Source organism: Sphingopyxis sp. MWB1, assembly GCF_000763945.1.
In the GTDB taxonomy this organism is placed as follows: domain Bacteria; phylum Pseudomonadota; class Alphaproteobacteria; order Sphingomonadales; family Sphingomonadaceae; genus Sphingopyxis.
The window spans coordinates 2,454,638-2,477,665 of record NZ_JQFJ01000002.1 but is presented as its reverse complement, the minus strand read 5'-3'; the positions used below and the strand labels follow the sequence as shown (position 1 = coordinate 2,477,665).

The 23,028-nt window shown below is 64.8% G+C and carries 24 protein-coding genes and 1 pseudogene; 15 read left to right on the top strand and 10 right to left on the bottom strand.

Annotated features, from left to right (window positions below; all coding sequences use genetic code 11):
- Window position 1: 1 nt before the first annotated feature.
- Together JV18_RS0112365 and JV18_RS0112360 are read right to left on the bottom strand one after the other, a co-directional pair.
- Window positions 2-904: a hypothetical protein gene (locus JV18_RS0112365; RefSeq protein WP_235303248.1), complete on the bottom strand. Its 903-nt coding sequence runs from the start codon at window positions 902-904 to the stop codon at window positions 2-4.
- Between the two features lie 40 nt (window positions 905-944).
- Window positions 945-2,156 (bottom strand): TIGR04063 family PEP-CTERM/XrtA system glycosyltransferase, encoded by a 1,212-nt coding sequence (locus tag JV18_RS0112360; protein WP_033075333.1) that lies wholly within the window; start codon window positions 2,154-2,156, stop codon window positions 945-947.
- 63 nt (window positions 2,157-2,219) lie between these two features.
- Here JV18_RS0112360 and JV18_RS0112355 point away from each other — a divergent pair, with 63 nt between their 5' ends.
- From JV18_RS0112355 to JV18_RS14500, 8 genes are all read left to right on the top strand, one after another.
- Window positions 2,220-2,426, top strand: a complete 207-nt coding sequence (locus JV18_RS0112355) for a hypothetical protein (RefSeq protein ID WP_033074728.1) — start codon at window positions 2,220-2,222, stop codon at window positions 2,424-2,426.
- Window positions 2,419-3,798, top strand: a complete 1,380-nt coding sequence (locus JV18_RS0112350; RefSeq protein WP_033074727.1) for a DUF5935 domain-containing protein — start codon at window positions 2,419-2,421, stop codon at window positions 3,796-3,798. The genes JV18_RS0112355 and JV18_RS0112350 overlap by 8 nt, the downstream gene beginning before the upstream one ends.
- Window positions 3,799-3,982: 184 nt before the next feature.
- Window positions 3,983-5,101 carry a mechanosensitive ion channel domain-containing protein gene (locus JV18_RS0112345; protein WP_033074726.1) on the top strand — a complete coding sequence of 373 codons (1,119 nt, stop codon included), beginning with the start codon at window positions 3,983-3,985 and terminating at the stop codon, window positions 5,099-5,101.
- Window positions 5,102-5,193: 92 nt separating this feature from the next.
- On the top strand, window positions 5,194-5,652 hold the full coding sequence (locus JV18_RS0112340; RefSeq protein ID WP_033074725.1) for a MaoC family dehydratase: 459 nt from the start codon (window positions 5,194-5,196) through the stop codon (window positions 5,650-5,652).
- 60 nt (window positions 5,653-5,712) lie between these two features.
- Entirely contained in the window at window positions 5,713-6,894 is a 1,182-nt protein-coding gene (locus JV18_RS0112335; protein WP_033074724.1) for an acetyl-CoA C-acyltransferase, read from the top strand.
- A gap of 54 nt (window positions 6,895-6,948) precedes the next feature.
- Entirely contained in the window at window positions 6,949-7,239 is a 291-nt protein-coding gene (locus tag JV18_RS0112330) for a putative quinol monooxygenase (RefSeq protein WP_033074723.1), read from the top strand.
- 23 nt (window positions 7,240-7,262) lie between these two features.
- Window positions 7,263-7,568 (top strand): hypothetical protein, encoded by a 306-nt coding sequence (locus tag JV18_RS15510; RefSeq protein WP_200879100.1) that lies wholly within the window; start codon window positions 7,263-7,265, stop codon window positions 7,566-7,568.
- Window positions 7,486-8,313, top strand: a complete 828-nt coding sequence (locus JV18_RS14500; RefSeq protein WP_200879099.1) for a serine hydrolase domain-containing protein — start codon at window positions 7,486-7,488, stop codon at window positions 8,311-8,313. Before JV18_RS15510 ends, JV18_RS14500 begins: the two co-directional genes overlap by 83 nt.
- Before the next feature lie 260 nt (window positions 8,314-8,573).
- On the opposite strand, the pseudogene soxR reads toward JV18_RS14500, so the two are convergent.
- Window positions 8,574-9,014, bottom strand: a pseudogene (gene soxR / locus JV18_RS0112320) (redox-sensitive transcriptional activator SoxR); the annotation flags it as partial.
- Between the two features lie 383 nt (window positions 9,015-9,397).
- On the opposite strand from soxR, the gene JV18_RS0112315 reads away from it, so the two are divergent.
- Both JV18_RS0112315 and JV18_RS0112310 read left to right on the top strand, forming a co-directional pair.
- A complete protein-coding gene (locus JV18_RS0112315) occupies window positions 9,398-9,793 on the top strand; it encodes a VOC family protein (protein ID WP_033074722.1) in 396 nt (131 codons plus the stop codon).
- Window positions 9,794-9,854: 61 nt separating this feature from the next.
- Window positions 9,855-10,319, top strand: coding sequence for a pyridoxamine 5'-phosphate oxidase family protein (locus JV18_RS0112310; RefSeq protein ID WP_033074721.1), 465 nt, complete (start codon window positions 9,855-9,857; stop codon window positions 10,317-10,319).
- 126 nt (window positions 10,320-10,445) lie between these two features.
- Here the strand turns inward: JV18_RS0112310 and JV18_RS0112305 are convergent, their stop codons facing one another.
- The gene (locus JV18_RS0112305) at window positions 10,446-11,438 is read right to left on the bottom strand and encodes a dipeptide epimerase (protein ID WP_033074720.1); all 993 of its coding nucleotides are present in this window, start codon (window positions 11,436-11,438) and stop codon (window positions 10,446-10,448) included.
- A 24-nt stretch (window positions 11,439-11,462) separates the two neighbouring features.
- Here JV18_RS0112305 and JV18_RS0112300 point away from each other — a divergent pair, with 24 nt between their 5' ends.
- Window positions 11,463-11,858: a YkvA family protein gene (locus JV18_RS0112300; protein WP_081944783.1), complete on the top strand. Its 396-nt coding sequence runs from the start codon at window positions 11,463-11,465 to the stop codon at window positions 11,856-11,858.
- A 367-nt stretch (window positions 11,859-12,225) separates the two neighbouring features.
- On the opposite strand, the gene JV18_RS0112295 is transcribed toward JV18_RS0112300, so the two are convergent.
- The 4 genes from JV18_RS0112295 to argH all read right to left on the bottom strand — a co-directional run bounded on the left by JV18_RS0112295 (window position 12,226) and on the right by argH (window position 16,231).
- The gene (locus JV18_RS0112295) at window positions 12,226-13,008 is read right to left on the bottom strand and encodes a precorrin-2 dehydrogenase/sirohydrochlorin ferrochelatase family protein (protein ID WP_033074719.1); all 783 of its coding nucleotides are present in this window, start codon (window positions 13,006-13,008) and stop codon (window positions 12,226-12,228) included.
- 154 nt (window positions 13,009-13,162) lie between these two features.
- Window positions 13,163-14,422, bottom strand: coding sequence for a diaminopimelate decarboxylase (gene lysA / locus JV18_RS0112290; protein ID WP_033074718.1), 1,260 nt, complete (start codon window positions 14,420-14,422; stop codon window positions 13,163-13,165).
- Window positions 14,423-14,571: 149 nt separating this feature from the next.
- Complete coding sequence (locus JV18_RS0112285; protein ID WP_235303244.1) at window positions 14,572-14,835, bottom strand: hypothetical protein; 264 nt, start codon at window positions 14,833-14,835, stop codon at window positions 14,572-14,574.
- Between the two features lie 31 nt (window positions 14,836-14,866).
- The gene (argH, locus tag JV18_RS0112280; protein ID WP_033074717.1) at window positions 14,867-16,231 is read right to left on the bottom strand and encodes an argininosuccinate lyase; all 1,365 of its coding nucleotides are present in this window, start codon (window positions 16,229-16,231) and stop codon (window positions 14,867-14,869) included.
- A 31-nt stretch (window positions 16,232-16,262) separates the two neighbouring features.
- Here argH and JV18_RS0112275 point away from each other — a divergent pair, with 31 nt between their 5' ends.
- From JV18_RS0112275 to JV18_RS0112260, 4 genes are all read left to right on the top strand, one after another.
- The gene (locus JV18_RS0112275) at window positions 16,263-16,859 is read left to right on the top strand and encodes a TlpA family protein disulfide reductase (protein ID WP_235303242.1); all 597 of its coding nucleotides are present in this window, start codon (window positions 16,263-16,265) and stop codon (window positions 16,857-16,859) included.
- Between the two features lie 110 nt (window positions 16,860-16,969).
- Window positions 16,970-18,166: a CoA transferase gene (locus tag JV18_RS0112270; RefSeq protein WP_033074716.1), complete on the top strand. Its 1,197-nt coding sequence runs from the start codon at window positions 16,970-16,972 to the stop codon at window positions 18,164-18,166.
- 51 nt (window positions 18,167-18,217) lie between these two features.
- Entirely contained in the window at window positions 18,218-19,429 is a 1,212-nt protein-coding gene (locus JV18_RS0112265; protein ID WP_033074715.1) for an acetyl-CoA C-acetyltransferase, read from the top strand.
- Window positions 19,426-20,580, top strand: a complete 1,155-nt coding sequence (locus tag JV18_RS0112260; RefSeq protein WP_033074714.1) for an acyl-CoA dehydrogenase family protein — start codon at window positions 19,426-19,428, stop codon at window positions 20,578-20,580. The genes JV18_RS0112265 and JV18_RS0112260 overlap by 4 nt, the downstream gene beginning before the upstream one ends.
- Window positions 20,581-20,680: 100 nt before the next feature.
- On the opposite strand, the gene JV18_RS14755 is transcribed toward JV18_RS0112260, so the two are convergent.
- Together JV18_RS14755 and JV18_RS0112250 are read right to left on the bottom strand one after the other, a co-directional pair.
- Window positions 20,681-21,568, bottom strand: coding sequence for a hypothetical protein (locus tag JV18_RS14755; RefSeq protein ID WP_052071971.1), 888 nt, complete (start codon window positions 21,566-21,568; stop codon window positions 20,681-20,683).
- 84 nt (window positions 21,569-21,652) lie between these two features.
- Window positions 21,653-22,957 carry a S8 family serine peptidase gene (locus tag JV18_RS0112250; RefSeq protein WP_033074713.1) on the bottom strand — a complete coding sequence of 435 codons (1,305 nt, stop codon included), beginning with the start codon at window positions 22,955-22,957 and terminating at the stop codon, window positions 21,653-21,655.
- Window positions 22,958-23,028: the final 71 nt, after the last annotated feature.

The window sequence follows — 23,028 nt, the reverse complement described above, 5'->3', positions numbered from 1 at the left end:
TTTACCCGACGGCGCGGCGGTTCATCCGCTCAAGGGTGCCGAGCGCCGCTTCCAAGGCAAAATCAATTTCCTCCGCCTCGCCTTCGGGCGGGGGAAAGGAAGCGCCGGGCGCACTGCGCGTAGCGGGGGACGGCGCAGACATGTCGAGCGGCGCGGTGCGGCGGCGGGCCAGCCCTGCCTCCAGCCGCGCGACCATCGCGCCCAGGCTGCGATCCTTGGGGTCGGGGCGCGCGGAGCCGCTCCGCTCGGCGGGCTGCAGCCACGGCGCCTCATCGCCCGCCAGATCATCTGCGGGGGCGTGGTTTGGCATATCGCCCGCAATATCGGCGAGCAGCAATTCCTCTTCCGCCGCCGCCGGGACGCTCAATTCGAAAGGCGCTTCCCCCGCTTCCGCTTCCCCCAACCCATTACCGCTCCCAGGCCGCACCAGCGGCCCCAGCCCTTCGGGGGGCAGGTCGCGCGCAGCGTTGATCGGGGGACGAAGCGGATCGTCGGGATGGCGGTCGGCGCGGCGGCGCGGCGGCGCATATTCGCTTGGGCGCTCGCGCTCCTGCCCAGCCTTGCCCCTGCCGCCCAAGCGGCGCCGCAAGGCAGCAAGCCCTGTTTCCTCGGGCCGCGCGAGCAGCAAAGCGACAAAAGCCGCCATCACCGCAGCGACCCCCGCCAGCCCCAGCGCCAGCGCCAGCCGCGCGCCATTGCCCACCGGCGGAATGAAAATATCCGACAGGCGGTCGAGATAAAGGTTCCAGCTGATCGCGCCGATCCACGCCATCGGAATCACCGCGACGAACAAAAAGCTGAGCGCCGCCGCGCCAATCACGGCCGGAAGCGCAGGACGCAGCCCGGCCAGCAGCGCCAAAGGTGTCGCTGTAACGCGCCGCTTGTCGCCATTATCGTCCATCATCGTTCCAAATCCGTCGCGTTCCCATCGGAACCGCCCTTCTTCATTTTCCCGCGCGCGCAAGGAGTCGCTGGTAAACGGGTTCGTAACGTAAAATGTTTGACGACCAGTTACGATGGGTTTCGACAAAGGCGCGCGCGGTGCGGCGACGTTCGTCCCACATCTCCCGCTGGCTGAGCAGATCGGCAAGCGCCGCTGCGGTGGCGGCGGGATCGTCCGGCGCGAACAGGCTGCCCGTCACCCCATCCTCGATCAGCTCTCGGTGCCCGCCGACATCGGAGGCGGCGACCAGCTTGCCCTGCGCCATGGCTTCGAGCGGTTTCAGCGGGGTGACCAGATCGGTGAGGCGCATTTTCTTGCGCGGATAGGCGAGAATGTCGATCAGCGAATAATAGCGCTCAACCTCCTCATGCGGCACCCGGCCGACAAAATGGATCTGGTCGCGTACCGGCGAAGCCGCCGCCTGCGCCTTCAGCGCCGCCTCCATCGGTCCGCCGCCGACGAGCAACAGCCGCGCTGCAGGCTGCGCCGCGATCAGCGCGGGCATGGCGGCGATCAGATCGTCGATCCCCTCATAATCATAATAGCTGCCGATAAAGCCGATCACCGCGTCTGACGCCGCGAGGCCCAGCGTCTCGGCCAGCGCATCGTCGCGCGGCGGGGGCGTGCCGAACAGGTCGAGATCGACGCCATTGGGCGACACGATAATCTTGTCCGCCGCAACCCCGCGCGCGATCAGGTCGCCGCGCAGCCCTTCACAGATCACCGCCACGGCATCGGCGGATTTTACCGCATGCGTTTCAATGGCGCGGATCAGGCGATAGCGCAAATCGCCCTCGCGCCCCGTGCCATTGCCGACCGCCGCATCCTCCCAGAATGCGCGAATCTCGTAAATCACCGGCAGGCCGAGCCGCTTGCCGACGCGCAGCGCCGCCAGCCCGTCGAGCACCGGCGAATGGGCATGGAGCAGGTCAGGCCGCCATTCGCGCGCCAGCGCCTCGGTCCGCGCGGCGAGCGCGCCAATCTCGCGCCATTCGCGGATCGGCGAGCGCGCGGACGCTATCGCTGGCGTGCGATAGAAAGTCAGCCCATCGACCGTCTCTACCTCGGGACCGGGCAGCGGGTGGCGCACGCCGCTCACGCCCGCAACCTCCCACCCCTTGGCCGCCTGCGCCTTCATCAGCGCGCGCGTACGAAAGGTATAGCCGCTATGCGCGGGCAGGCTGTGGTCGAGGACATGCAGGATACGGGTCATGGGCTTGCGCTTTGACATAGAAGGCTTAACGCGGCGTCAACCCCCTTGGCGTAGGGCGACGCGATGATCGACAATTTTTCGATTGCTCTCACTCATGGCCTGATGGCGATTGCGCTGTGGCGAATGCTGCATCGCGACGATCTCGACCATGAGGTCAGCCCGCGCCTGCAATGGCAGCAGCGCCGTGATGCCGAGCGCGCGGCCGAGGCGCGCGCCGGGGTGACGGGGGCAAAGGCCGGGGCACGTCAGGAAGGGGCGGAGGATGCGTGATCTCGCCTTCATCCTGTTCCTGTTTGCCTTCATCGGCGTCGGCTTTCGCAAGCCGTTCCTCTTCGTCCTCGCCTTTTGCTATATCGACATCGTCGCACCCCAGCGGCTGAGCTATTTTCTGCTCAATGCCCTTCCCATTTCGCAGATCGTCTTTCTGCTGGCGGTCGGCGGGTGGGTGATTGCCGATAACAAGCGCGATGTGAAATGGTCGGGGCGTCAGACTTTGCTGTGCGCGCTGCTCATCTATTGCTGGATCACCACCATTCATGCCGATTTCCCGATCGAGGCGGCGGATAAATGGAGCTGGGTATGGAAAGCGCTCATCTGGGCGATTTTCCTGCCGCTCACGCTGCGTACCAAATTGCGGATCGAGGCGCTGGCGCTGCTCATGCTTCTCTCCGCCGGGTCGATTGCCATTGCCGGGGGCATCAAAACCGCCGCGGGCGGGGGCGGCTATGGCTCGCTGCAATTGCTGCTCGATGAAAATTTCGGCCTGTATGAAGGGTCGATCATGTCGACCGTCGGCATTGCGATCATCCCGCTCATCCTCTGGTATCGGCGGCACGGCACGTTGTTCCCGCCCGACTGGCGCGTTTCAACCTTCTGCTTTGCGCTCTGCTTTGCCTGCATGTTGTTGCCCATCGGCACCCAGGCGCGCACGGGACTGGTCTGCCTTCTCGTGCTTGCCATTTTGTCGCTGCGGACAGTGAAATATCGCCTCCTCTATCTGGCAGGCGCGGGGTTGCTCGCCATGGCCGCAATCCCCTTTCTGCCGCAAAGCTATACCGAGCGAATGCAGACGATTCAGGGGTATAAGTCCGACCAGTCGGCGTCGACCCGTGTCGCCGTCTGGGCGTGGACCACCGACTATGTGAAGGACAATCCCTTCGGCGGCGGCTTCAACGCATTTTTGCAGAACAAGCTGCGCGTCGAGACCGAAGCGTCGGAATTTGACGATTCGCCCGGCGCCGACACGCCAACCGTCCACCTCGACGAAGCGCGCGCCTATCATTCCAGCTATTTCGAAATGCTGGGCGAACAAGGCTATCCGGGGCTCCTGATGTGGCTGCTGCTGCAAGGCGCGGGGATTTTCCAGATGGAAAGGCTGCGACGCCGCTATCTCAAGACCCGCCGGGCCGAGGAACAATGGATCGCTCCGCTCGCCACCGCGCTCCAAAATGGCCATATCGTCTATATGGTCGGCTCGCTGTTCGTCGCAATCGCTTTCCAGCCCTTCATCTATATGATGCTGGCGCTCGAAATCGGCCTCACCACCTATTGCCGCCGCCGCGAGCAGCAATCGGGATGGCGCCCGCTCACCGCCCGCCCGGCCGAGGTGCCCGCGCGCCATGGCTGGCAGGCGGGCCGTTGAAGCTTCGGCAGGGATAAGGGAACCATTTTTCACCTCAGCCGCTCCCCTGAAGGGGTTATCCAACGCCTTATGTTTCGCCGGGGGTCGGCCACGCTGACGCCCACCGCACAGGATAGATATTTTGCCTTTCACCACTGCCGCCCGGGCCGCCGCACCGACTCCACAGGATAATCCATTCGAACAAATGCGCCTCTGGTGGGAAAGCAATCTTCTGTGGGTCCACAGCCATTGGCTGCAAATCGCGATTGCCATCGGCGCGGGGCTGCTCATCTATTTCCTGTTGTCGATGATCCGCACCATCGCGTTAAATCGCGCAAAGGCCGCCGACACCCAACACAGCCTGACCAACATCGTCGGCCGCGTCATCTACAAGACCAAATCCTTCGTTCTCGCCCTCGTCGCCATTCGCCTCGTCGCGGGCTATGCCGCGCCGCCGCCGCTGGTCATGAACATCATCCAGTTCATCTTCACCATCGCCGTCGTGCTTCAGGTCGCAATCTGGGCGCGCGAAATCATCATCGGGCTGATCCAGCGCCGCGCCGCCGATGGCAATAATGAAACGCTGACCAATGCGATGGGCATCATCCGCTTGCTCATCAGCGTCGCGCTCTTCGCCATCGCCGCAGTGGTCATCCTCGACAATATGGGGGTGAATGTTACCGGGCTGATCGCGGGTCTCGGCATCGGCGGCATCGCCATCGGTCTCGCCGCACAGGGGATTTTCTCCGACCTCTTCGCTTCGCTGTCGATCATCTTCGACCGCCCGTTTCGCGTTGGCGAGGCGATCAAATATGACAATAGCGTCGCCACGGTCGAACGCATCGGCCTCAAAAGCACCAGGCTGCGTTCGGTCAACGGCGAACAGCTCATCATTTCCAACACCAATCTCCTGTCAAAGGAGATTACCAACTACGCCCATCTCGACCATCGCCGCGTGCAGTTCGCCATCGGGGTCATTTATCAGACCACGCCCGCCATGCTCCGCGCGCTTCCCGCGCTTCTGGAGGAACAGGTAAGGGCCGAAGGGCATGAATTCATCCGGTCGAGCTTTATCGGCTTCGGCCCTTCCAGCCTTGATTTCGAGCTGGTCGTCGACGTGTTCAGCGCCGATTATAACGAAGTCATCGCCGCGCGCACCGCCATCGGCATCCGCCTGTTCGAGGAAATGACCAACGCCGGATATGATTTCGCCTATCCGACGCAAACGACCTTCACCGCTGCGCCCGACGGGACGATGATTCTTCCCTATCCCGACAGTTTGACGGTGAAGCCGCAAAAAGGTGGCGGAACGAAACCGGCCTGACGCTACGGCGACGCGGCTCTGGGGCATAACCCTTGTGCAATGCCGCAAAACCGGCCTAGAACGCCCGCTTCAAGCATAAGAGAGGAGCGGAAATGGGCGCGATTTCGCCGCAGGAAATGACCAAGCTGGTGGGTCAGCAGATCGGCACGTCCGAATGGGTGCTGGTCGACCAGGACATGATCAACAAGTTCGCCGACGCGACCGGCGACCACCAATTCATTCATATCGACGAGGAAAAGGCAAAGCTGACGCCCTTTGGCGGCACCATCGCCCACGGCTTTCTGACGCTGTCGCTCTTTCCGCTGCTCGCCGCCAAGTCCGACTGCCCGCGCGCCGAAGGCGTGAAGATGGGCGTCAACTATGGCGGCAACAAAGTGCGCTTCCTCGCGCCCGTGCGTTCGGGCAAGCGGGTGCGCGGCCATTTCAAGCTGCTCGCGCTCGAAGAAAAGCGCCCCGGCCAGTGGCAGCAGACGCTGGAATTCACCGTCGAGATTGAGGGCGAGGAAAAGCCCGCGCTGATGGCCGAATGGATCAGCCAGTTTTTCGTATAGAATATCCGGCGGACCTCCCCCGAAAGACCAACCGGATTTAAAAGCAAGAGGATCAAGACTATGCGTGACGCCGTCATCGTTTCCACCGCCCGCACCCCGCTGACCAAGGCGGGCCGGGGTTCATTCAACAACACGCTGGCGCCGACGCTGGGCGCCTTTTCGGTCAAGGCGGCGATCGAGCGCGCGGGCATTGAAGGCGGAGAGATTGACGATGTCCTCTTCGGCGCCGCGATGCAGCAGGGGTCGCAGACGATGAACGTCGCGCGCCTCATCGCGCTGCGCGCCGGCCTTCCCGTCACCGTGCCGGGCATGTCGATCGACCGCCAATGCTCGTCGGGCCTGATGACCATCGCCACCGCGGCTAAGCAGATCATCGTCGACCGCCAGGACATCTGCGTCGCGGGGGGCGTTGAAAGCATTTCGAAGGTCAGCGGCAGCGGCAAACTGTTCGTCGAGCCCGATCCGGAACTGATCGCGATGCACAAGGACACCTATATGCCGATGATCGGCACCGCAGAGGTGGTCGCCAAGCGTTACAATATCAGCCGCGAAGCGCAGGATGAATATTCGCTCCAGTCGCAGCAGCGCACCGCCGCCGCGCAGGCCGCGGGCAAATTCGCCGACGAAATCATCGCCTGCAAGGCGACGATGGGCGTGATGGACAAGGAAACGAAGGAAGTCTCCTTCAAGGAAGTCGTCGCCGACCGCGACGAATGCAACCGCCCCGAAACCACGCTCGAAGGGCTCGCCAGCCTCAAGCCGGTGATGGGCGAAGGCCACACCATTACCGCAGGCAATGCCAGCCAGCTGTCCGACGGTTCGGCCGCATCGGTGCTGATGGAAGCCAAGGTCGCCGAAAAGCGCGGCCTCAACCCGCTCGGCCGCTATGTCGGCATGGCGGTCGCGGGCACCGAACCCGACGAAATGGGCATCGGTCCCGTCTATGCCATTCCGAAGCTGCTCGAACGCTTCAATCTCAAGATGGACGACATCGGCCTTTGGGAACTCAACGAAGCCTTCGCGGTGCAGGTCCTCTACTGCCGCGACAAGCTCGGCATTCCTGACGAGCTGCTCAACGTCAACGGCGGCTCTATCTCGATCGGCCACCCCTTTGGCATGACCGGCGCGCGCTGCGTCGGCCACGCGCTGCTCGAAGGCAAGCGCCGCGGCGTCAAATATGCCGTCGTCACCATGTGCATCGGCGGCGGTCAGGGTGCTGCCGGACTGTTCGAAGTTTTCTAAACATCATCGGGCTGGTCCTTCGGGACCGGCCCTTTCTCTATGGGGGGAATATTCATGAACGCCATCGGCATCATCGCGACGCTGCGCGTCCAACCGGGCAAGGAAGCGGAATTTGAAGGCGTCTTCGCCGAACTCGCCCCCGCCGTCCGCGCCAATGAGCCCGGCAACAGCTATTACCGGTTGTTCAAGGCCGAGGAAGCCGGCGTCTATAAAGTGCTCGAATGCTATGACGATGCCGCCGCTACCGAAGCGCATCGGGCTTCCGACCATTTCCGCACGCTGGGCGCCAAACTCGCCCCATGCCTCGCCGCCCCGCCCGAAATCGAGCGGCTGAGCGCCGCCTGACGCCGCGCGTCAGGGGAAAGCGGATGACCGGCCTCCCCTTCCCCGGTGCCCGCCTCGCCGCGCTGCTCTTGTTACTGGGCGCTGCGGCGTCGGGGCCGCATATCGCCCAAAGCTTTGCCCGCACTCCCGCCCTGACCGCCGCGTCCATCGACGCCATTTTGACGGCGCAGGATCAGGACTCCCATGCTGATCTGCGCGGCATCGTGATCCTGAAAAATGGTCGGCAACTCGCCGAACGCTATTATCATGATGCGGTCGGTGGGCAAAAGCATCACCGCGCTGCTGCTCGGAATGGCGAAAGACAGCGGCCATATCGCCGCCGTCAGTGATCCGGTTTCGCATTATTGGCTCGAAACAGGCAAGGCGCCGCTGGGCGCCGCCACGCTGGAGCATCTGTTGACGATGCGCGCCGGCCTCGCCGCCGATGACGACGACGCCGCATCGCCGGGGCACGAGGACCGGATGGACGCCGCCGACGATCCGCTGGCCTTTGTCGCCGCCTTGCCGCGCGCCGATCCGCCGGGGCAACGCTATCGCTATAATTCGGCCACCGCCTATGCCGCGGGCGTGGTCGTCGCCAAGGCGAGCGGACGCAGCCTCGCGCAATTTGCGGACAGCCGGCTCTTCGCCCCGCTCGGCATCACGCGCTGGCGGTGGGAGGCGGACCGGGCGGGCTATACAAAGGGACAGGGCAATCTCTGGATCACGGCGCGCGGCCTTGCGGCAATTGGCGAGATGGTTCGCCGCAAAGGGCGGTATCGCGGGAAACAGATTATCAGCGGTGACTGGATTCCCGCCGTGCTCGCGCCAGCAGTCGATATCGCGGCGGTCGATCCCTATGCCGACAGCTATGGCTATTTCTGGTACGGCAACGTCAGCCAATCGGCGACCGCATGGCCCATGTGTATTTTGCATCGGGAAATGGCGGAAATAAAATCTATGTCGTCCCCGACAAAAGCTGGTGATCGCCATCACATCGGCCGCCTATGGGCGCGGGCATGGACAGCGGCGCTCCGAGCCATTTTGAAACCCATCCTCGCCGCCGATATCAGCGCTGCACCGCCCCGGCGCTGACGGGCTTGCCGCGCTTCTCGTCACCCCGGGCTCGATCGCTCCTTATACCCTTCAACCAAAGGCTGACGGCCCCCGGCTTTCGCCGGGGTACATGCAATGTGTCGGAGTGGAATAATCACCGGCCTGGTCCGAGGCCTCTCACTTCCGCCTCACCTCCGCGACGAGGGAACCTTTTCAACCGTCAGATCAAGCCCCGGCCTCCCGCCTTGCAATGCCCCGCCCATCAGCGCATCCATCTCCGGACATTCGCCTTCAGGCCGGTCGCCCATCAGATAGCGCGGCCCGGCGCCCCGCGCGGCACAATGGTCGCCCGGGTTGTAAAGCTTGCAATTTTTGAGCGAAAGACAGCCGCAGCCGATACAATTGTCGAGCAGCGCGCGGGTACATTGCAGCGCGGCGATCTGATCGTCGATCCGGGCGCGCAGGCCGGTGCTGATCCGCCCCCAATCCTCGGCATTGGGGGTACGCTGAGCGGGCAGCCGTGCGAGTTCATCGGCGACCTCCTCCAGGCTCAACCCCATTTTCTGGGCGATCAGGACAAAGGACACGCGGCGAATATCGGCGCGCAGAAATCGCCGCTGCCCCCCGCGTGTGCGCAGCGCCTCGATCAGCCCCTTGCTCTCGTAAAAACGGATCGCGGACACCGCGACCCCGGTGCGCGCAGCGAGTTCGCCGATCGAAATCAGGTCGGTGCGATGCATGCTCATCGATCCACCCCGCCCTCCGGCATTTTTCTATTCTCCATCCACACACCCTTGCTCATCATGCGCTGCCCCCCGGAAACCCTGTCATTGCGAGCGGCAAAGCCGCGCGGAAATCCCCAGCCCGCGCCCCGTCCTCAAGCCAACGGCCCCGCGCTTCGCTCTCCGCGGATTGCACCCAAAGCATCATCTCACCCCTTGAAACCGAATCAGCAGTCGTCCCTCGGCAAAAGCGCGTACAGGCGTCGCAGGACGGACCCCGGACCTTCGCTGGAACACCCCGCCTGCCTCAACGGGAAAAGCCTCAAGACAACAATCCTTAACCTAAAGATCACTTTAACTTTCATAAAGGCGCGGTCAAGCCCGAATCAGGAGTTTTCCCCATGGCCGCCCCCTTTATCGAACATGTGAATCTGACCGTCAGCGACCCCGACCGCACTGCCGATCTGCTTCAGCGCATCTTCGGCTGGCGCGAACGCTGGCGCGGCCCCGCGCGCGACAATGGCCGTACCATCCACCTGGGGTCAGACAACGCCTATATCGCCCTTTATGCCGAGGCGGACGCCAACGGCTCGCCCGCCCGATGGCCCAAGGGCGCGCCCTTCAATCATGTCGGCATCGTCGTTGAAGATTTGGGCGCGGTCGAAGCGCGGGTGAAGGCAGCGGGCCTCATCCCCTTCAACCATGGCGATTATGAACCGGGCCGCCGTTTTTACTTCATGGACCCCGACGATATCGAATTTGAGGTGGTCAGCTATGCTCCAGCGCCGCAAGGCTGACGCGGGCAACATCGGCCAGCCTCGCGCGTTCCCCTTTCGACAAGCGAAAGGAGACACGCCAATGAGCGACGATATCAAAAAGGCCTTCTGGAAAGAGCTGGCCAACAATCCCTTCCTGATGATTGGCCTGTCGGGGTCGCACGACCATGCGATCCCGATGACCGCTCAGCTCGACAAGGATAATGACGGTTATTTCTATTTCTTCCATTCCAGAAGCGGCCGGCTCGCACGCGGCGGCGGCGCCATGGCCCATTATGCGGCCAAGGGGCATGATCTGTTCGCCTGCATCGCGGGCACGCTCACCCCGGTCCACGACCGCGCGCTGATCGACCAATATTGGTCAAAGCCGGTCGAAGCCTGGTATGAAGGCGGAAGGGACGACCCCGATCTGCTCATGCTGCGCTTCGATCTTGCCGACGCCGAAATCTGGACCGCCGACGCCGGCATCAAGGGGCTGTTCAAGCTGATGACCGGCAAGACGATCCGCGAAGGCGAGATCGGCGATCATGAACGGGTTGCCCTGTAAGCTTTGTAAGGCAGCTTGACGCGACCCCAACCGACTCCGGGCCGGAGAACCCCACCCAACCCCATAGCGCGTGCCCCGGCGAAAGCCGGGGCCCAAAGCGGCCAAGCGCCAGCGCTGGCGTCCCCCTTAAACCCCCGGCGGCAAAATCGTGCCGCGCTCATAACGAAACCCCGGCTCCCGGTCGCGCGCCAGCAGCGCCGGTCCATCGAGATCGACCCAACGCGCCCGCTGGGCAAGGATGAAGGCGGGCGCAATGGCAAGACTGGTCGAGAGCATACAGCCGGCCATGATCGCCAGCCCCGCCTCATCGGCGGCATCGGCGAGGCGCAGCGCTTCGGTCAGCCCACCCGCCTTGTCGAGCTTGATATTCACCCCGTCATAAAAGGCACCAATCCGCGCCACATCGGCGACGGTGTGGCAACTTTCATCGGCCACAAAAGGAAGCGGCGCATAAATGCCATCGAGCAGCGCATCGGTCCCCGAAGGCACCGGCTGTTCGATCATTTCAACGCCCAGCGCGAGGAGCGCCTCGGCCTCTTCCATCAGGTCAAGCTGGCCCCAGCTTTCATTGGCATCGACGAGCAGCCGCGCTTCGGGCGCCCCGCCGCGCACCGCCGCCACCCGCTCACGGTCGCCCTCGCCGGTCAATTTGAGTTTCAGCAGCCGATAGCCCAGCGCCTCTGCCCGCGCCGCCTGTTCGGCCATGCGCTCCGGCGCCGCCAGCGAAATGGTCAATGCCGTCGTGCGCGGGCTGGGCGCGGCCTCGGCCCCCGCCAATTGCCACAGCGGTACCCCGCGTTCCTGCGCCTCCAGATCCCACAGCGCGCAGTCGAGCGCGTTGCGCGCCGCGCCCGGGCCCAAAATTTCCTGCACCGCCGCGCGCGCTTCGGCGCTTTCCATGCCGGCAATATGCGGCATGGCGCGCAAAATCTGGTCGCGGCACATCAGCGCATCCTCGCCCTGATAATAGATGGGCGTTCCTTCGCCGCGCCCGACAAGATCATCGACGCCAATTGCGGCAACGACCACATCGACATGATTGCGTGCGCCGCGGCTGATAACGAAATCGCCCGCCACGTCCCAGCGTTCGACCCGTGCGCTTTTCAGTTGGATACCCATCAAAGGAGCTTAAGAGAGCAAATCATGCCGGGTAAATCCCTTTCTGAGCTCATCGGCGATCTGGGCCGTCGCCTCGCCGTTGATGCCCATGCCGCATGGCTCGCCGCGCGCGACCCGCGCGTCCCGGCTTTGGCGCGGCTGCTCGCCGTGGCGGTCGCCGCCTATGCGCTCTCGCCGATCGACCTCGTCCCCGATTTCATTCCCGTGCTTGGCTGGCTCGACGATCTGATGATCGTGCCGCTGGGGCTGTGGATCGTACGGCGGCTGATCCCCGATCCCGTCTGGGCCGACCTTCATGCCGAGGCCGAAGCCGCGAGCGAACGCCCCTCCAGCCGCGCGGGCATGATCCTCATCCTTGCCCTCTGGGCCTTCGCCCTCTACCTCCTCTACTGGAGCATCCGCATCTCGCCCTGGCATTAGGGCCGTGACCTTGACCTTAGGGCTGTGATCCTGGGGCGATGCCCCTGAGCGCGCGCAGGACAAAGGGCGCGCCTCTCCTCCATCATCACCCCGTCTCCCCATCGTCACCCCGGACTTGATCCGGGGTCCCCCCCGCTTACGCGCGGTCGATCAGGAAATCACACGCCGACATGATGAAGCAAGGCAAGGAAAAGCCGATCCCGGCTACCCTCCACCAACTTCAAACCCCCGAAATAGCGCCAACACCTTCCAAAAATCCAACTAACATTTTGAAAAATAATGGTAATATAAACGCTTACTTGCCACCCCGATCCAGCGCTGCGCGGCACTTTCGTAAACTTCCACGCGTTCCGATCACGGATTTGCGCTATTTCGCTGGCAGCGCAATCCAAAGCGACAGACCTTCCGGCGACGCGGCGGGCGGTTGTTGCGCCACATGCCGCACCGCATCGGCGCGCGCGCGTGCCAATATTCCCGGCGGGCAATCGGCGGGATGGTAAATATGATCGGCCTCCCCCAGCAGCCGCGCCGCGCGCAGCGTCAGATCATCGGGATCGTCGCTGGCAAGGGCGATATGCTCCAGCCGCGCCGCTGCTCTGTCCACCGCATCCGCCGCCGCCAGCCAGGCATCGACCCTTTCGGCGGCCTCGCTCGCCAGCGGGTCGAGCACCCCGCCCGGCGCCAGCGCCGCATCAATGGCGCGGCGCCGCGCGCTCGCCCCCGGCCAGCGCGCCTTCATTGCCTCCCGTGCTACCTGCAACGCACGCGCAAGGTCGCCCAGCCGCGCAGGTAGCATCGCCTCGATCCGCTGCCGCACCGCCTTGGCCAACCCTGCGGAGGCCCCACCGGTGCCAATGGCAATCGTCACCGGCGCGCGGTCAACAATGGCGGGGGTGGTGAAATCGCACAGCGCTGGCCGATCAACGACATTGACGAGGAGCCCGCGCGCGCGCAGCGCATCGGCCGCGGCACGCGCTTCGCCTTCCTCGTCCAGTGCGACAAAGGCCAACATCGCCCCCTCTCGCCATTCGGGGACGATCACCCCGCCCGCGCGCTCGATCAGCCGCGCCTTGGCCTCCGCCGCCTCCCCCTCGCCCACCAGCACGACGGTTCGGCCGGCAAGGTTCAGAAAGATGGGAAGCTGGTGCATGTCATGTCCCTCATGTTCGTCATGCCGGACCTGTCATCCCGGACTTGATCCGGGGTCCGGCATCCATCCCGCGTCGTTTGCGAAAGGGACCCCGGATCAAGTCCGGGGTGACGAAAGAGAATAGCGATGCGCCAAATCGGTGCAACGCGGCTCTTTACTCGATCCAGTCGGGCACCCGCTCCGCCGCCATGATCGTGCCCGCGGCAATGCGGTCGGCGACCACGACAAAACGGTCGCCATCCACCAGCACCTCGGGCACCAGGCTGCGGCTGTTATAGGTCGATGCCATGGTCGCGCCATAGGCCCCAGCGGTGCGGAAAATGGCAAGGTCGCCTTCCTCGACCACATCAATCTCCCGGTCGCGCGCAAAGGTGTCGCCCGTCTCGCACACCGGACCAACGATGGAGGCGGTCATCTTTTCACCCTTCGGCGCCACCGCGACAAAGTCGTGATAGGCGTCATACAGCGCGGGCCGCGCCAGATCGTTCATCGCCGCATCGACGATGACAAAGGGGTCGGTCGCCCCCGGCTTGACCCACAGCACTTCGGTCAACAACACCCCGGTATTACCCGCGATCACGCGGCCGGGTTCGAACATCAAGGTGACGTCCCAATCCTTTGTCACCCGCGCCACCATCGCGCCATATTCGGCCGGGGTCGGCGGATTATCGTCGGGCCGATAGGGAACACCCAAGCCGCCGCCCAGATCGACATGGGTGATGCTGTGCCCCGCCGCGCGCAGATCGGCGACCAGCTGCCCCGCGCGCTCAAAGGCGGCTTCCAGCGGGGCGAGGCTGGTGAGCTGGCTGCCGATATGCAGCGCGACGCCGCGCAGTTGCAAGCCCGGCAGGCCCGCGAGCCGATCAAAAATGGCCGGCGCGCTGTCGATGCCCACGCCAAACTTGTTTTCGGCCTTACCGGTCGAAATCTTGGCATGGGTGCCCGCATCGACATCGGGATTGACGCGCAGCACCGCGCGCGCGGTCATTTCCTTGGCCGCCGCGATTTCGGCGAGCACAACGCCTTCGCGCTCATGTTCGATGTTGAACTGGCCAATGCCCCGGTCGAGCCCCAGCGCCAGCTCGGCGCGCGTCTTGCCGACCCCCGAAAAGACGATGTCCTCCGCCGCTATGCCCGCCGCCAGCGCGCGCTCGAGCTCGCCGCCCGACACGACATCGGCGCCATAGCCCTGCCGCGCGAGCACGCGCAGCACGCCCAGATTGGGGTTGCACTTGATCGCAAAGGCGATGTGCTTCTTCGGCACATCCTTCAGCCCGTCGCGAAACACCTGTGCATGGCGCTCCAGCGTAGCGCGCGAATAAATATAAACGGGGGTGCCGACTTCCTCGGCAATGCGGGTCATGGGGACGTCTTCGGCGTGAAGAACACCGTCACGATATTTAAAATGGTCCATGAAAGGAAATCCTTGGTATCAATGCTCGCGCCCTGTCTTGCCGTCCGTTCGCATTAAGCGAAGTCGAGATGTCCATCTACCTCGATCCCAAATCGAGAGCGGTCTCGGCGTCGCACCACACGCGTGCAGCAAGGAAGAAGCGCGGAAATTCAGCCCGGTGGGGGCAGATCGAAATCATCGGGTTCGCGCGTTTCGGAGCGTTTGAGAAGTTCGTCGCTGCGCTCAGGCCGTGCCTGCGCGTCGGGCGTCGTAAGCTCCTCTGTTGTCGGGGCGCGCGTCGCGCCCACGGGGATAGCTGGATCGGGTTGATTCGCGGGCGGGCGCAGATCGGCCTTGGCTCCGCACGCCGTCAGCGCCGCGAGCAAGGCGGTACCCACCAGAGTGACGGCAATCGGGCGGTGCTGAATCATCATCCTCTTCCTTGCAGCCTGCTTTCGCGAATGCCTAAAGCGCCGCGCGCGCTGCGGCGATGGCCTGCCTTACCCTCTCGGGTGCCGTCCCGCCATAGCTTGCGCGACTTGCAACCGATGCTTCAACCGTCAACGCGGCCAATGCATCGGGAGTCACGGCGGAATGAATGGCGGCTGCATCGGCGGGAGGCAAGGCGGAGAGCTCTACGCCCAGTTCCTCGGCACGCTTGACGCAGGCGCCAACGATATGATGCGCCTCGCGGAACGGCACGCCTGCTTCGCGCACCAGCCAGTCGGCCAGGTCGGTCGCAGTCGAATAGCCCGACGCGGCGAGCGCGCGCATCCGGTCGGTGCGGAAAGTCAGCGTTTCGACCATGCCGGTCATCGCGGCGAGTGACAGGGCGAGCGCGTCAAAGGCGCTGAAAACCGTTTCCTTGTCATCCTGCAAATCCTTGGAATAGGTGAGCGGCAGGCCTTTGACGATCACCGCGAGCCGCTGAAAGGCGCCAAGAAGCATGCCCGCGCGCCCACGCACCAGTTCGGCGGCATCGGGATTGCGCTTTTGCGGCATGATCGAGCTGCCCGTCGACCAGGCATCGGGCAGGCTGATGAAGCCGAAGGGCTGGCTCGCCCAGATCACGATTTCTTCGGCAAGGCGCGACAGATGAATCGCAGAAATCGAAGCGGCGGCACAAAATTCCAGCGCAAAATCACGGTCGGACACGGCGTCGATGCTGTTCGCCATCGGGCGATCGAAGCCGAGCGCCGAGGCGGTTGCGTCGCGATCGAGCGGGAAGCTGGTGCCCGCGAGCGCCGCAGCACCAAGCGGCGATTCGTTGAGCCGCGCCCGCGCATCGACAAAGCGCCCCCGGTCGCGCGCGAGCATTTCGACATAGGCGAGCAGATGATGGCCCAGCGTCACCGGCTGCGCGACCTGCAAATGGGTAAAGCCGGGCATGATGCTGTCGGCATGCTCCTCGGCGCGGGCGAGCAGCGCAGCCTGCAGCGCCTTCAGCCCCGCGTCGATCCGCTCGCAAGCGGTGCGTGTCCACAGGCGGAAATCGGTCGCGACCTGATCATTGCGCGAGCGCGCGGTGTGGAGACGCCCGGCGGCTTCACCCACCAGCTCCTTCAAACGCGCCTCGACGGTCATGTGAATATCTTCAAGGCTGAGGTCGACGGGCACGCCGTCTCGCGCAAATTCCCCGGCGATCTGCGCTAACCCTGCATCGATGGTCGCGGCATCGGCGCCAGAGATAATGCCCTGCGCCCCCAGCATCGCGGCATGGGCGCGGCTTGCGGCAACATCCTCTTCCCACAGGCGCTTGTCGATGGGGATAGAAGCGTTAATCTCTTGCATGATCGCATCGGGGCCGCCACCAAAGCGCCCGCCCCACATGCTGTTACTGTCCGGAGATTTGGTCATCCGCGTGATCCCGAAAAAAACTGTCGCAACGTTCGCCCTGCTGGTCGGGGCGGCCATCGCGGGCTGCGATAGGGAAAAGCCCGGCGCGGAGCAAGCAGCGGCTGAAGGCACAGGCAATTCGATTGCCGCCAGCGCCAAGGACACCCCCTCGCTGGAAGCTTTAGCGCACAAGGTCGATCGCAGCCACCGCGGCAAGCCTGCCCCCGGCGCCCGCTTTATCGCACCCGATGACTCGCTGGTGACGCTCGCCGCCTTTCGCGGCAAACCGCTCCTCGTCAATCTCTGGGCGACATGGTGCGCGCCCTGTGTTGCTGAAATGCCGACGCTCGACGCGCTGGCGGCTCTAAATGCGCGGCTGCATGTCGTGGTGGTCGCACAGGATTTGCAGGGCGCCGAAATCGTCGATCCCTGGTTCCAGAAGGCGGGATTGAAGGCGCTGCAGCCCTATCTCGATCCCGACAATGAGCTGCTCGACGCTTATAACAGCGCGCTGCCGACCAGCATCTATTATGACGCCTCGGGCCGCGAACTGTGGCGGGTGATCGGCGCCATCGACTGGGAAGGCGACGAAGCCAGGGCACTGCTCGCCGAGGCGGGATAGTTGTCCCGCCGACTGATAGGTTGCCCTTTGCAACCATAGCCGGTAGCTCCTCCCGCGAGAGGAGAGTCGATCCATGTCCAGCCGCGACCGGAGGCGCTGAAACGGGCGCCATGTATGATCTTCTCCCTTCGTTGAGCGTGATCGAGGCCTCCTCCTTCGTCGCCTCCCCCACCGCCGGCCTTTACTTGGCGCAAATGGGAGCCGAAGTGATCCGGGTCGACCAGATCGGCGGCGGCCCCGATTTTCGCCGCTGGCCCGTCACCGCAGACAATGATTCCCTCTATTGGGAAAATCTCAACCGTGCGAAAAAGTCGGTGGCGCTCGACCTCTCCCGCCCCGAAGGTCGTGAATTGCTGCAAGAGCTGGTGCGCGCCGCCGGGCAGTTCGTCACCAATTTTCCGGTCGACGGTTTCCTGGCGCACGAGCGCCTTGCCGAACGATGCGCGGAGTTGATCACGGTGCGCGTCATGGGCTGGGCCGACGGCTCGCCCGCGCTCGACTATACGGTCAACAACAGCGTCGGTTATCCGATGCTGACCGGCGCCGGGCCGGAACCGGTCAACCATGTCCTTCCCGCCTGGGACCTGCTGACCGGCGCTTATACCGCCTTTGCGCTGATGGCAGCGATCGAACGGAGGCGCGCGACCGGAACGGGCGGCGAGGTGCGCATCCCGCTGTCCGATGTCGCCATCGGCACCGTCGCCAATCTGGGCGGGATTGCTGAGGTGCTGTACGCGCGAGAGAACCGCCCCCGGCTGGGCAACGCCGTCTATGGCCTGTTCGGACGCGATTTTACGACGCGCGACGGACGGCGGACGATGATCGTCGTCGTTACCCCGCGGCAATGGGCGAACCTGGTCGCGGCGCTGCGTCTGGGCGAAGCGGTTGCTGCGGTCGAGGCCGAACGCGGCGTGTCCTTCGCCGGAGACGACGGCCTGCGCTTTACCCATCGCGACGCGCTCTATCCGCTGTTCGAGGCCGCGATCGCCGCGCGCGACCATGACGATCTTGCCGCCGCTTTTGACGCAGGCGGCATCGTCCATTCGCCCTATCGCACCATGCTCGACGCCGCGAACGACCCGGCGCTCGTTGCGGACAATCCCATTTTCGGCGCGGCGGAAAACCCCAGCGGCTTTGCCTATCCCGCCGCAGGTAGCTTCGCCACGCTGCCGCAGCAGGAGCGCCAGCCACCGCGCCCCGCGCCGCGCAACGGCCAGCATAGCGAGCAAATTTTGGCCGAACGCCTGTCGCTGCCATCGGGCGAGATTGCCCGGCTGATCGATGCGGGGATTGTCGGTGTCGGTTGATGCGCCCGCCCTTCCCCTTCCGTTTATAATCATCCGAATCTGGAGAATGCCATGACCCTGCGCCGCGCCGCCATCGTCGCCCCCATCCGCACCCCCGTCGGCAAGTTCGGCGGCGCGCTGTCCGCGATGACCGCGGGCGATCTGGGCGCGGTCATATTGAAGGCGTTGATGGAGCGCACCGCGATCGACCCCGCGCGCGTCGACGATGTCGTTTTCAGCCAGGGCTATGGCAATGGCGAGGCGCCGTGCATCGGCCACTGGTCATGGCTCGCCGCTGGGCTGCCGATCGAGGTTCCGGGCTATCAGCTCGACCGCCGCTGCGGTTCGGGGCTACAGGCGATCGTCAACGCCGCGATGATGGTGCAGACCGGCATGTCCGATGTCATCGTCGCGGGCGGGTGCGAGAGCATGTCCAACGTCGAACATTATTCGACCGACCTTCGAAAGGGCGTGCGCGCGGGCAATGTCACGCTGCACGACCGGCTGACGCGTGGGCGCGTGATGTCGCAGCCGATCGAGCGTTTCGGCGTGATCAGCGGCATGATCGAAACGGCGGAAAATCTGGCCAAAGATTACGATATCAGCCGCGAGGCGTGCGACGCCTATGCCGTGCGCAGCCATCAGAACGCTGCCGCGGCCTGGGCCAAAGGGCTGTTCGACGACGAGATGGTCCCAGTCAGCGTGCCGCAGCGCAAGGGCGATCCCATCCTCTTCGACCATGACGAGGGCTATCGCGCCGATGCGAGCATGGAGAGCCTGGGCAAGCTGCGCGCGCTGGAAGGCGGGGTGGTCACCGCGGGCAATGCGAGCCAGCAGAATGACGCCGCCGCCGCCTGTCTGGTGGTGGCGGAGGACAAGCTGGATGAACTCGGCCTTGAACCCGTCGCCTGGTATCACAGCTCGGCAGCGGCGGGCTGCGACCCCAGCCGCATGGGCATCGGCCCCGTTCCCGCGACCGAGCGGCTCTTTGCGCGCAGCGGCCTTGGCTGGGATGATATCGATCTGGTCGAATTGAACGAAGCCTTCGCGCCGCAGGTGCTCGCGGTGCTGAAGGGCTGGGGCTGGTCGGAAGGCGACAGCCGCATGGACATGCTCAATGTCAACGGATCGGGCATCTCGCTCGGCCACCCCATTGGCGCGACCGGCGGGCGCATCCTGGCCAACCTGACCCGCGAGCTCAAGCGGCGCGGCGGGCGCTATGGGCTTGAAACCATGTGCATCGGCGGCGGCCAGGGCATCGCCGCGATCTTCGAGGCCGCATGATCCCCGATTACAGCGACATTCGCGCCGAGGTCGCCAAGCTTTGCGCGGCCTTTCCCGGCCCCTATTGGCAGGCGAAGGACCGCGCGCGCGAATATCCCAGCGAATTTGTCGCCGCGCTGGGCGAAGCGGGCTATCTCGCCGCGCTGATCCCGGAGGAATATGGCGGCGCGGGACTGCCGCTGTCCGCCGCCGCCGCGATATTGGAGGAAATCCAGCGACAGGGTTGCAACGGAGGCGCGGTCCACGCACAAATGTATGTGATGGGCACTTTGCTGCGCCACGGATCAGAGGAACAGAAAAGCCGCTATCTGCCGCGCGTCGCCACGGGCGAATTGCGGTTGCAGGCCTTTGGCGTCACCGAACCGACGAGCGGCACCGACACGCTGAGCCTGAAGACCACGGCCAAAAGGGATGGCGACCATTATGTCGTCAGCGGCCAGAAATTGTGGACCAGCCGCGCGGAGCACAGCGACCTGATGATCCTGCTCGCGCGCACGACCCCGCGCGGGGAAGCGGCGAGCCGTACCGAGGGTCTGTCGGTCTTTCTGGTCGACATGAAGGAAGCGCTGGCCGCGAGCACGCTGTCGATCCGCCCGATCGACACGATGATGAACCATGCGACGACCGAAATCTTCTTTGACCAGATGCACGTGCCCGCAGCGAACCTGATCGGCGAGGAGGGCAAGGGCTTTCGCTACATCCTTTCCGGCATGAATGCCGAACGGCTGCTGATCGCCGCCGAGTGCATCGGCGATGCGAAATGGTTCATCGAGAAAGCAAGCAGCTATGCGAAGGAGCGCGTGCTGTTCGGCCGCCCGATCGGCCAGAATCAGGGGGTGCAATTCCCCATCGCCCGCGCCTATGCCCAGATGCGCGCCGCCGAACTGCTCGTCCTCGACGGGATCGCCAGATATGAAGCGGGCGACAATGCGGGGGCAGAGGCGAATATGGCCAAGATGCTGGCGGCCGAGGCAAGCTGGGCGGCAGGCGAAGCGTGCATCCAGACCCATGGCGGCTTTGGCTTCGCCGCCGAATATGACATCGAACGCAAATTCCGCGAAACCCGCCTCTATCAGGTCGCGCCGATCAGCACGAACATGATCCTGTCCTATGTCGCGGAACATGTGCTGGGAATGCCGCGCAGCTATTGAGCCGGACGCAAAAGAAAGGGCGGGTCCCAAAGAACCCGCCCCGGTCGTGTCCGGCATTTGAGGGGGTGGAGCGCCGGTCACGCCCATTTCTTACCAATGCTTATTGGGCATCGTCTCCGGCGGCTTCCTGCTGCTTGGCAGCATTTTTCAGCTCGCCCTTGGTCATGCCGCTGACGAGCACATCGCCCGATCCGGCAAAGCTGGCGGCGGGGAGCGTCGCGGCGCGATCGCCGACTTCGACGGTCACGGCGTCAACCACGCCGCGGCCCGTCTGGCGCACATCCTGCACATAGCCGATGACCTTGCCGCGCGGGTCAGTGACAGGCATTCCGGGTTCAACCGCGAACATGCCGCCCGCATTGGCCGCACCGCTGCCTGCCGCCGCAAGCTGGCCGAGGCTGCCCTGATAGACGCCATTGGCGCTACCCGACGCCGAACCGGCAGCCTGCCCCGCCAGCGAGCCAGCGCCCGACGCCGCACCGGCCGCGCGATTGCGAGCCGTCGCGGCGACATTGCCAGCGGTGCCAACCGCGGAGGAGGCGGTACCGCGCACCGTGCCGGCCGCGCCGCGCACCGTCTGGCCAACCGCGTCGGTGCCGATCAGTTGCGCGTCCACGCTACCGCTGCCCGAGGCTTCTGCCGAGCTGTTGGCCGATCCGCCAATCTGGCGGCCCAGCAGGTCCGCGCCGCCATTGGCCGAACCATTGCCGCGCGCATCGGCCTTGCCGCTCGACCGCACGCGGCCCGAACGACGATCGACCTGCGCATCACCCCGGCCCGATCCGGCCAGATCGCCTGCGCCGCCGATGGTGCTGCCGATCCGGTCGCCGGGATTACCCAGCGATCCGCCCAGCGTGCTGCCGACGGTGCCGCCAAGGCTTCCGCCCAGACCGCCGCTACCGCCCAGAAGCTGCGCCGAGGCGGGGGCTGCCATCGCCAGCGCCGAAACCATCAGCGCCGCTGCGGGAATGAAAATCTTCTTCGCCATAATCCTTCTCCTAAGTCTTGCGGCCCGGAGGGGGTGGGCCTGGGAAGAGAACGATGGCGCTTTGCGATTTCTTCCAAAAAAAATTCAGCGGCGCGCGCAATCGCCGCAAATCAGCCCATGGCCATAGATTTTGTCACGCCCCTTTTTACCCAGATCATGCGCTTCGGCGATCAGGGCGGCGACGGCAGGCTCGATCCGCTGAACATCGGGCGCGCCATAATGGCGCGCGAGCCGTCCCGCGACGAGCGGCGCGGCAAAGGAGGTGCCGCGCACCGCCGCAACCCCGCCCTTTTCATCCGCCGCGGCCATATCGGCGCCAGGCGCCGCAAAATCGACCCCCGACTTCACCCGCGCTTCGGGAAGCGCGCGGGCCTTGTCATCGACCCCGGTCACGCCCAGCACCCCCAGCCATGCGGCGGGATAGGCGGGCGGCGCAGCGGGGCCGTCATTGCCCACCGCCGCAACAATCAGCATGCCGCGTCGCTGTGCGCGCCGCACCGCAAGCCCCAACAGCCTATTGTCCGGCCCGACGAGGCTGATCGTTGTCACGGCAACCCCGCGTTCGGCAAGCCAGCCGAGCGCGCGGGCAATGGCGCTGGCATTACCGCCCGCCGGATCATTGCCATAAACATCGGCAGCGAGCAGCCGCGCTCCGGGGGCGCCCCCCCGGACCGGCCCGGTGCCGATCATCAAGGACGCCACCGCCGTGCCATGCGCGCTCGGCCGGGGCGCGCCGCTAGCAAAGCCGCGTTGCTCGACGCGGCCAGACAGGGCAGCATGCTTGGCAACGCCGCCGTCGATCAGCCCCAGCGAGGCGCGTCCGCCCGGTGTCGCCATCGCCAGCGCCGCGCCGGAAAGCGCGCCGCCCGCGGCATGCCCGCTGCCCGCGCTTTGAAAATAAAGATGGTCGGCATCGACCTCCGCCTCGGGCAAAAGCTTGGCGAGCCGTTTTTGCGCGCGCGCAAGGCTTTGCCCCCGGGGCAAGCGAAAGCGCATGATCTCGAGGTCGAGTCCTTCAATCCGCTCCCGGTCGATCAGTGTAAAACCCGCTCCTTCAGCCTTGGCCAGCATAGCGGCATCGACCCCGCTTGCGATCAGGACGCCCGCACGCGCAATCTGCTTGTCGCGGTCCAGCTCGACCCGTCCCGGATGTTCGCGCAGCAAAGTGGCGATCCGGTCCAGTCGAACGCGCTCCAGCCCGCCATTCACCAGCCCGCGCGCGCTCCGCTCGACCTCGGGCAGCGGCGACGGCAGGGGCGAAAGCGGTGGCAGGCTCCCGCGCTGGTCGGGAACACCGATCTGCGGCAGCGAAAGCTGCGCCGAGGCGCTCGGGGCGCCGCCGCCGATCAGCAGCGCGCCTATCGCCAGAACCAAAATCGCATATCGCATAAGCCGTCCTTGATCGCAGCATGATGAGCCAATGTTGAACCAGGCACCCACCGCCGAAAAAATTTAGCATC

What these genes read in the sequence shown, in the direction of transcription:
- JV18_RS0112365 (WP_235303248.1), bottom strand. Translation starts at nt 904, where the DNA reads ATGATGGACGATAATGGCGACAAGCGGCGCGTTACAGCGACACCTTTG.
- JV18_RS0112360 (WP_033075333.1), bottom strand. Translation starts at nt 2,156, where the DNA reads ATGACCCGTATCCTGCATGTCCTCGACCACAGCCTGCCCGCGCATAGC.
- JV18_RS0112355 (WP_033074728.1), top strand. Translation starts at nt 2,220, where the DNA reads ATGATCGACAATTTTTCGATTGCTCTCACTCATGGCCTGATGGCGATT.
- JV18_RS0112350 (WP_033074727.1), top strand. Translation starts at nt 2,419, where the DNA reads ATGCGTGATCTCGCCTTCATCCTGTTCCTGTTTGCCTTCATCGGCGTC.
- JV18_RS0112345 (WP_033074726.1), top strand. Translation starts at nt 3,983, where the DNA reads ATGCGCCTCTGGTGGGAAAGCAATCTTCTGTGGGTCCACAGCCATTGG.
- JV18_RS0112340 (WP_033074725.1), top strand. Translation starts at nt 5,194, where the DNA reads ATGGGCGCGATTTCGCCGCAGGAAATGACCAAGCTGGTGGGTCAGCAG.
- JV18_RS0112335 (WP_033074724.1), top strand. Translation starts at nt 5,713, where the DNA reads ATGCGTGACGCCGTCATCGTTTCCACCGCCCGCACCCCGCTGACCAAG.
- JV18_RS0112330 (WP_033074723.1), top strand. Translation starts at nt 6,949, where the DNA reads ATGAACGCCATCGGCATCATCGCGACGCTGCGCGTCCAACCGGGCAAG.
- JV18_RS15510 (WP_200879100.1), top strand. Translation starts at nt 7,263, where the DNA reads ATGACCGGCCTCCCCTTCCCCGGTGCCCGCCTCGCCGCGCTGCTCTTG.
- JV18_RS14500 (WP_200879099.1), top strand. Translation starts at nt 7,486, where the DNA reads ATGATGCGGTCGGTGGGCAAAAGCATCACCGCGCTGCTGCTCGGAATG.
- JV18_RS0112315 (WP_033074722.1), top strand. Translation starts at nt 9,398, where the DNA reads ATGGCCGCCCCCTTTATCGAACATGTGAATCTGACCGTCAGCGACCCC.
- JV18_RS0112310 (WP_033074721.1), top strand. Translation starts at nt 9,855, where the DNA reads ATGAGCGACGATATCAAAAAGGCCTTCTGGAAAGAGCTGGCCAACAAT.
- JV18_RS0112305 (WP_033074720.1), bottom strand. Translation starts at nt 11,438, where the DNA reads ATGGGTATCCAACTGAAAAGCGCACGGGTCGAACGCTGGGACGTGGCG.
- JV18_RS0112300 (WP_081944783.1), top strand. Translation starts at nt 11,463, where the DNA reads ATGCCGGGTAAATCCCTTTCTGAGCTCATCGGCGATCTGGGCCGTCGC.
- JV18_RS0112295 (WP_033074719.1), bottom strand. Translation starts at nt 13,008, where the DNA reads ATGCACCAGCTTCCCATCTTTCTGAACCTTGCCGGCCGAACCGTCGTG.
- lysA (WP_033074718.1), bottom strand. Translation starts at nt 14,422, where the DNA reads ATGGACCATTTTAAATATCGTGACGGTGTTCTTCACGCCGAAGACGTC.
- JV18_RS0112285 (WP_235303244.1), bottom strand. Translation starts at nt 14,835, where the DNA reads ATGATGATTCAGCACCGCCCGATTGCCGTCACTCTGGTGGGTACCGCC.
- argH (WP_033074717.1), bottom strand. Translation starts at nt 16,231, where the DNA reads ATGTGGGGCGGGCGCTTTGGTGGCGGCCCCGATGCGATCATGCAAGAG.
- JV18_RS0112270 (WP_033074716.1), top strand. Translation starts at nt 16,970, where the DNA reads ATGTATGATCTTCTCCCTTCGTTGAGCGTGATCGAGGCCTCCTCCTTC.
- JV18_RS0112265 (WP_033074715.1), top strand. Translation starts at nt 18,218, where the DNA reads ATGACCCTGCGCCGCGCCGCCATCGTCGCCCCCATCCGCACCCCCGTC.
- JV18_RS0112260 (WP_033074714.1), top strand. Translation starts at nt 19,426, where the DNA reads ATGATCCCCGATTACAGCGACATTCGCGCCGAGGTCGCCAAGCTTTGC.
- JV18_RS14755 (WP_052071971.1), bottom strand. Translation starts at nt 21,568, where the DNA reads ATGGCGAAGAAGATTTTCATTCCCGCAGCGGCGCTGATGGTTTCGGCG.
- JV18_RS0112250 (WP_033074713.1), bottom strand. Translation starts at nt 22,957, where the DNA reads ATGCGATATGCGATTTTGGTTCTGGCGATAGGCGCGCTGCTGATCGGC.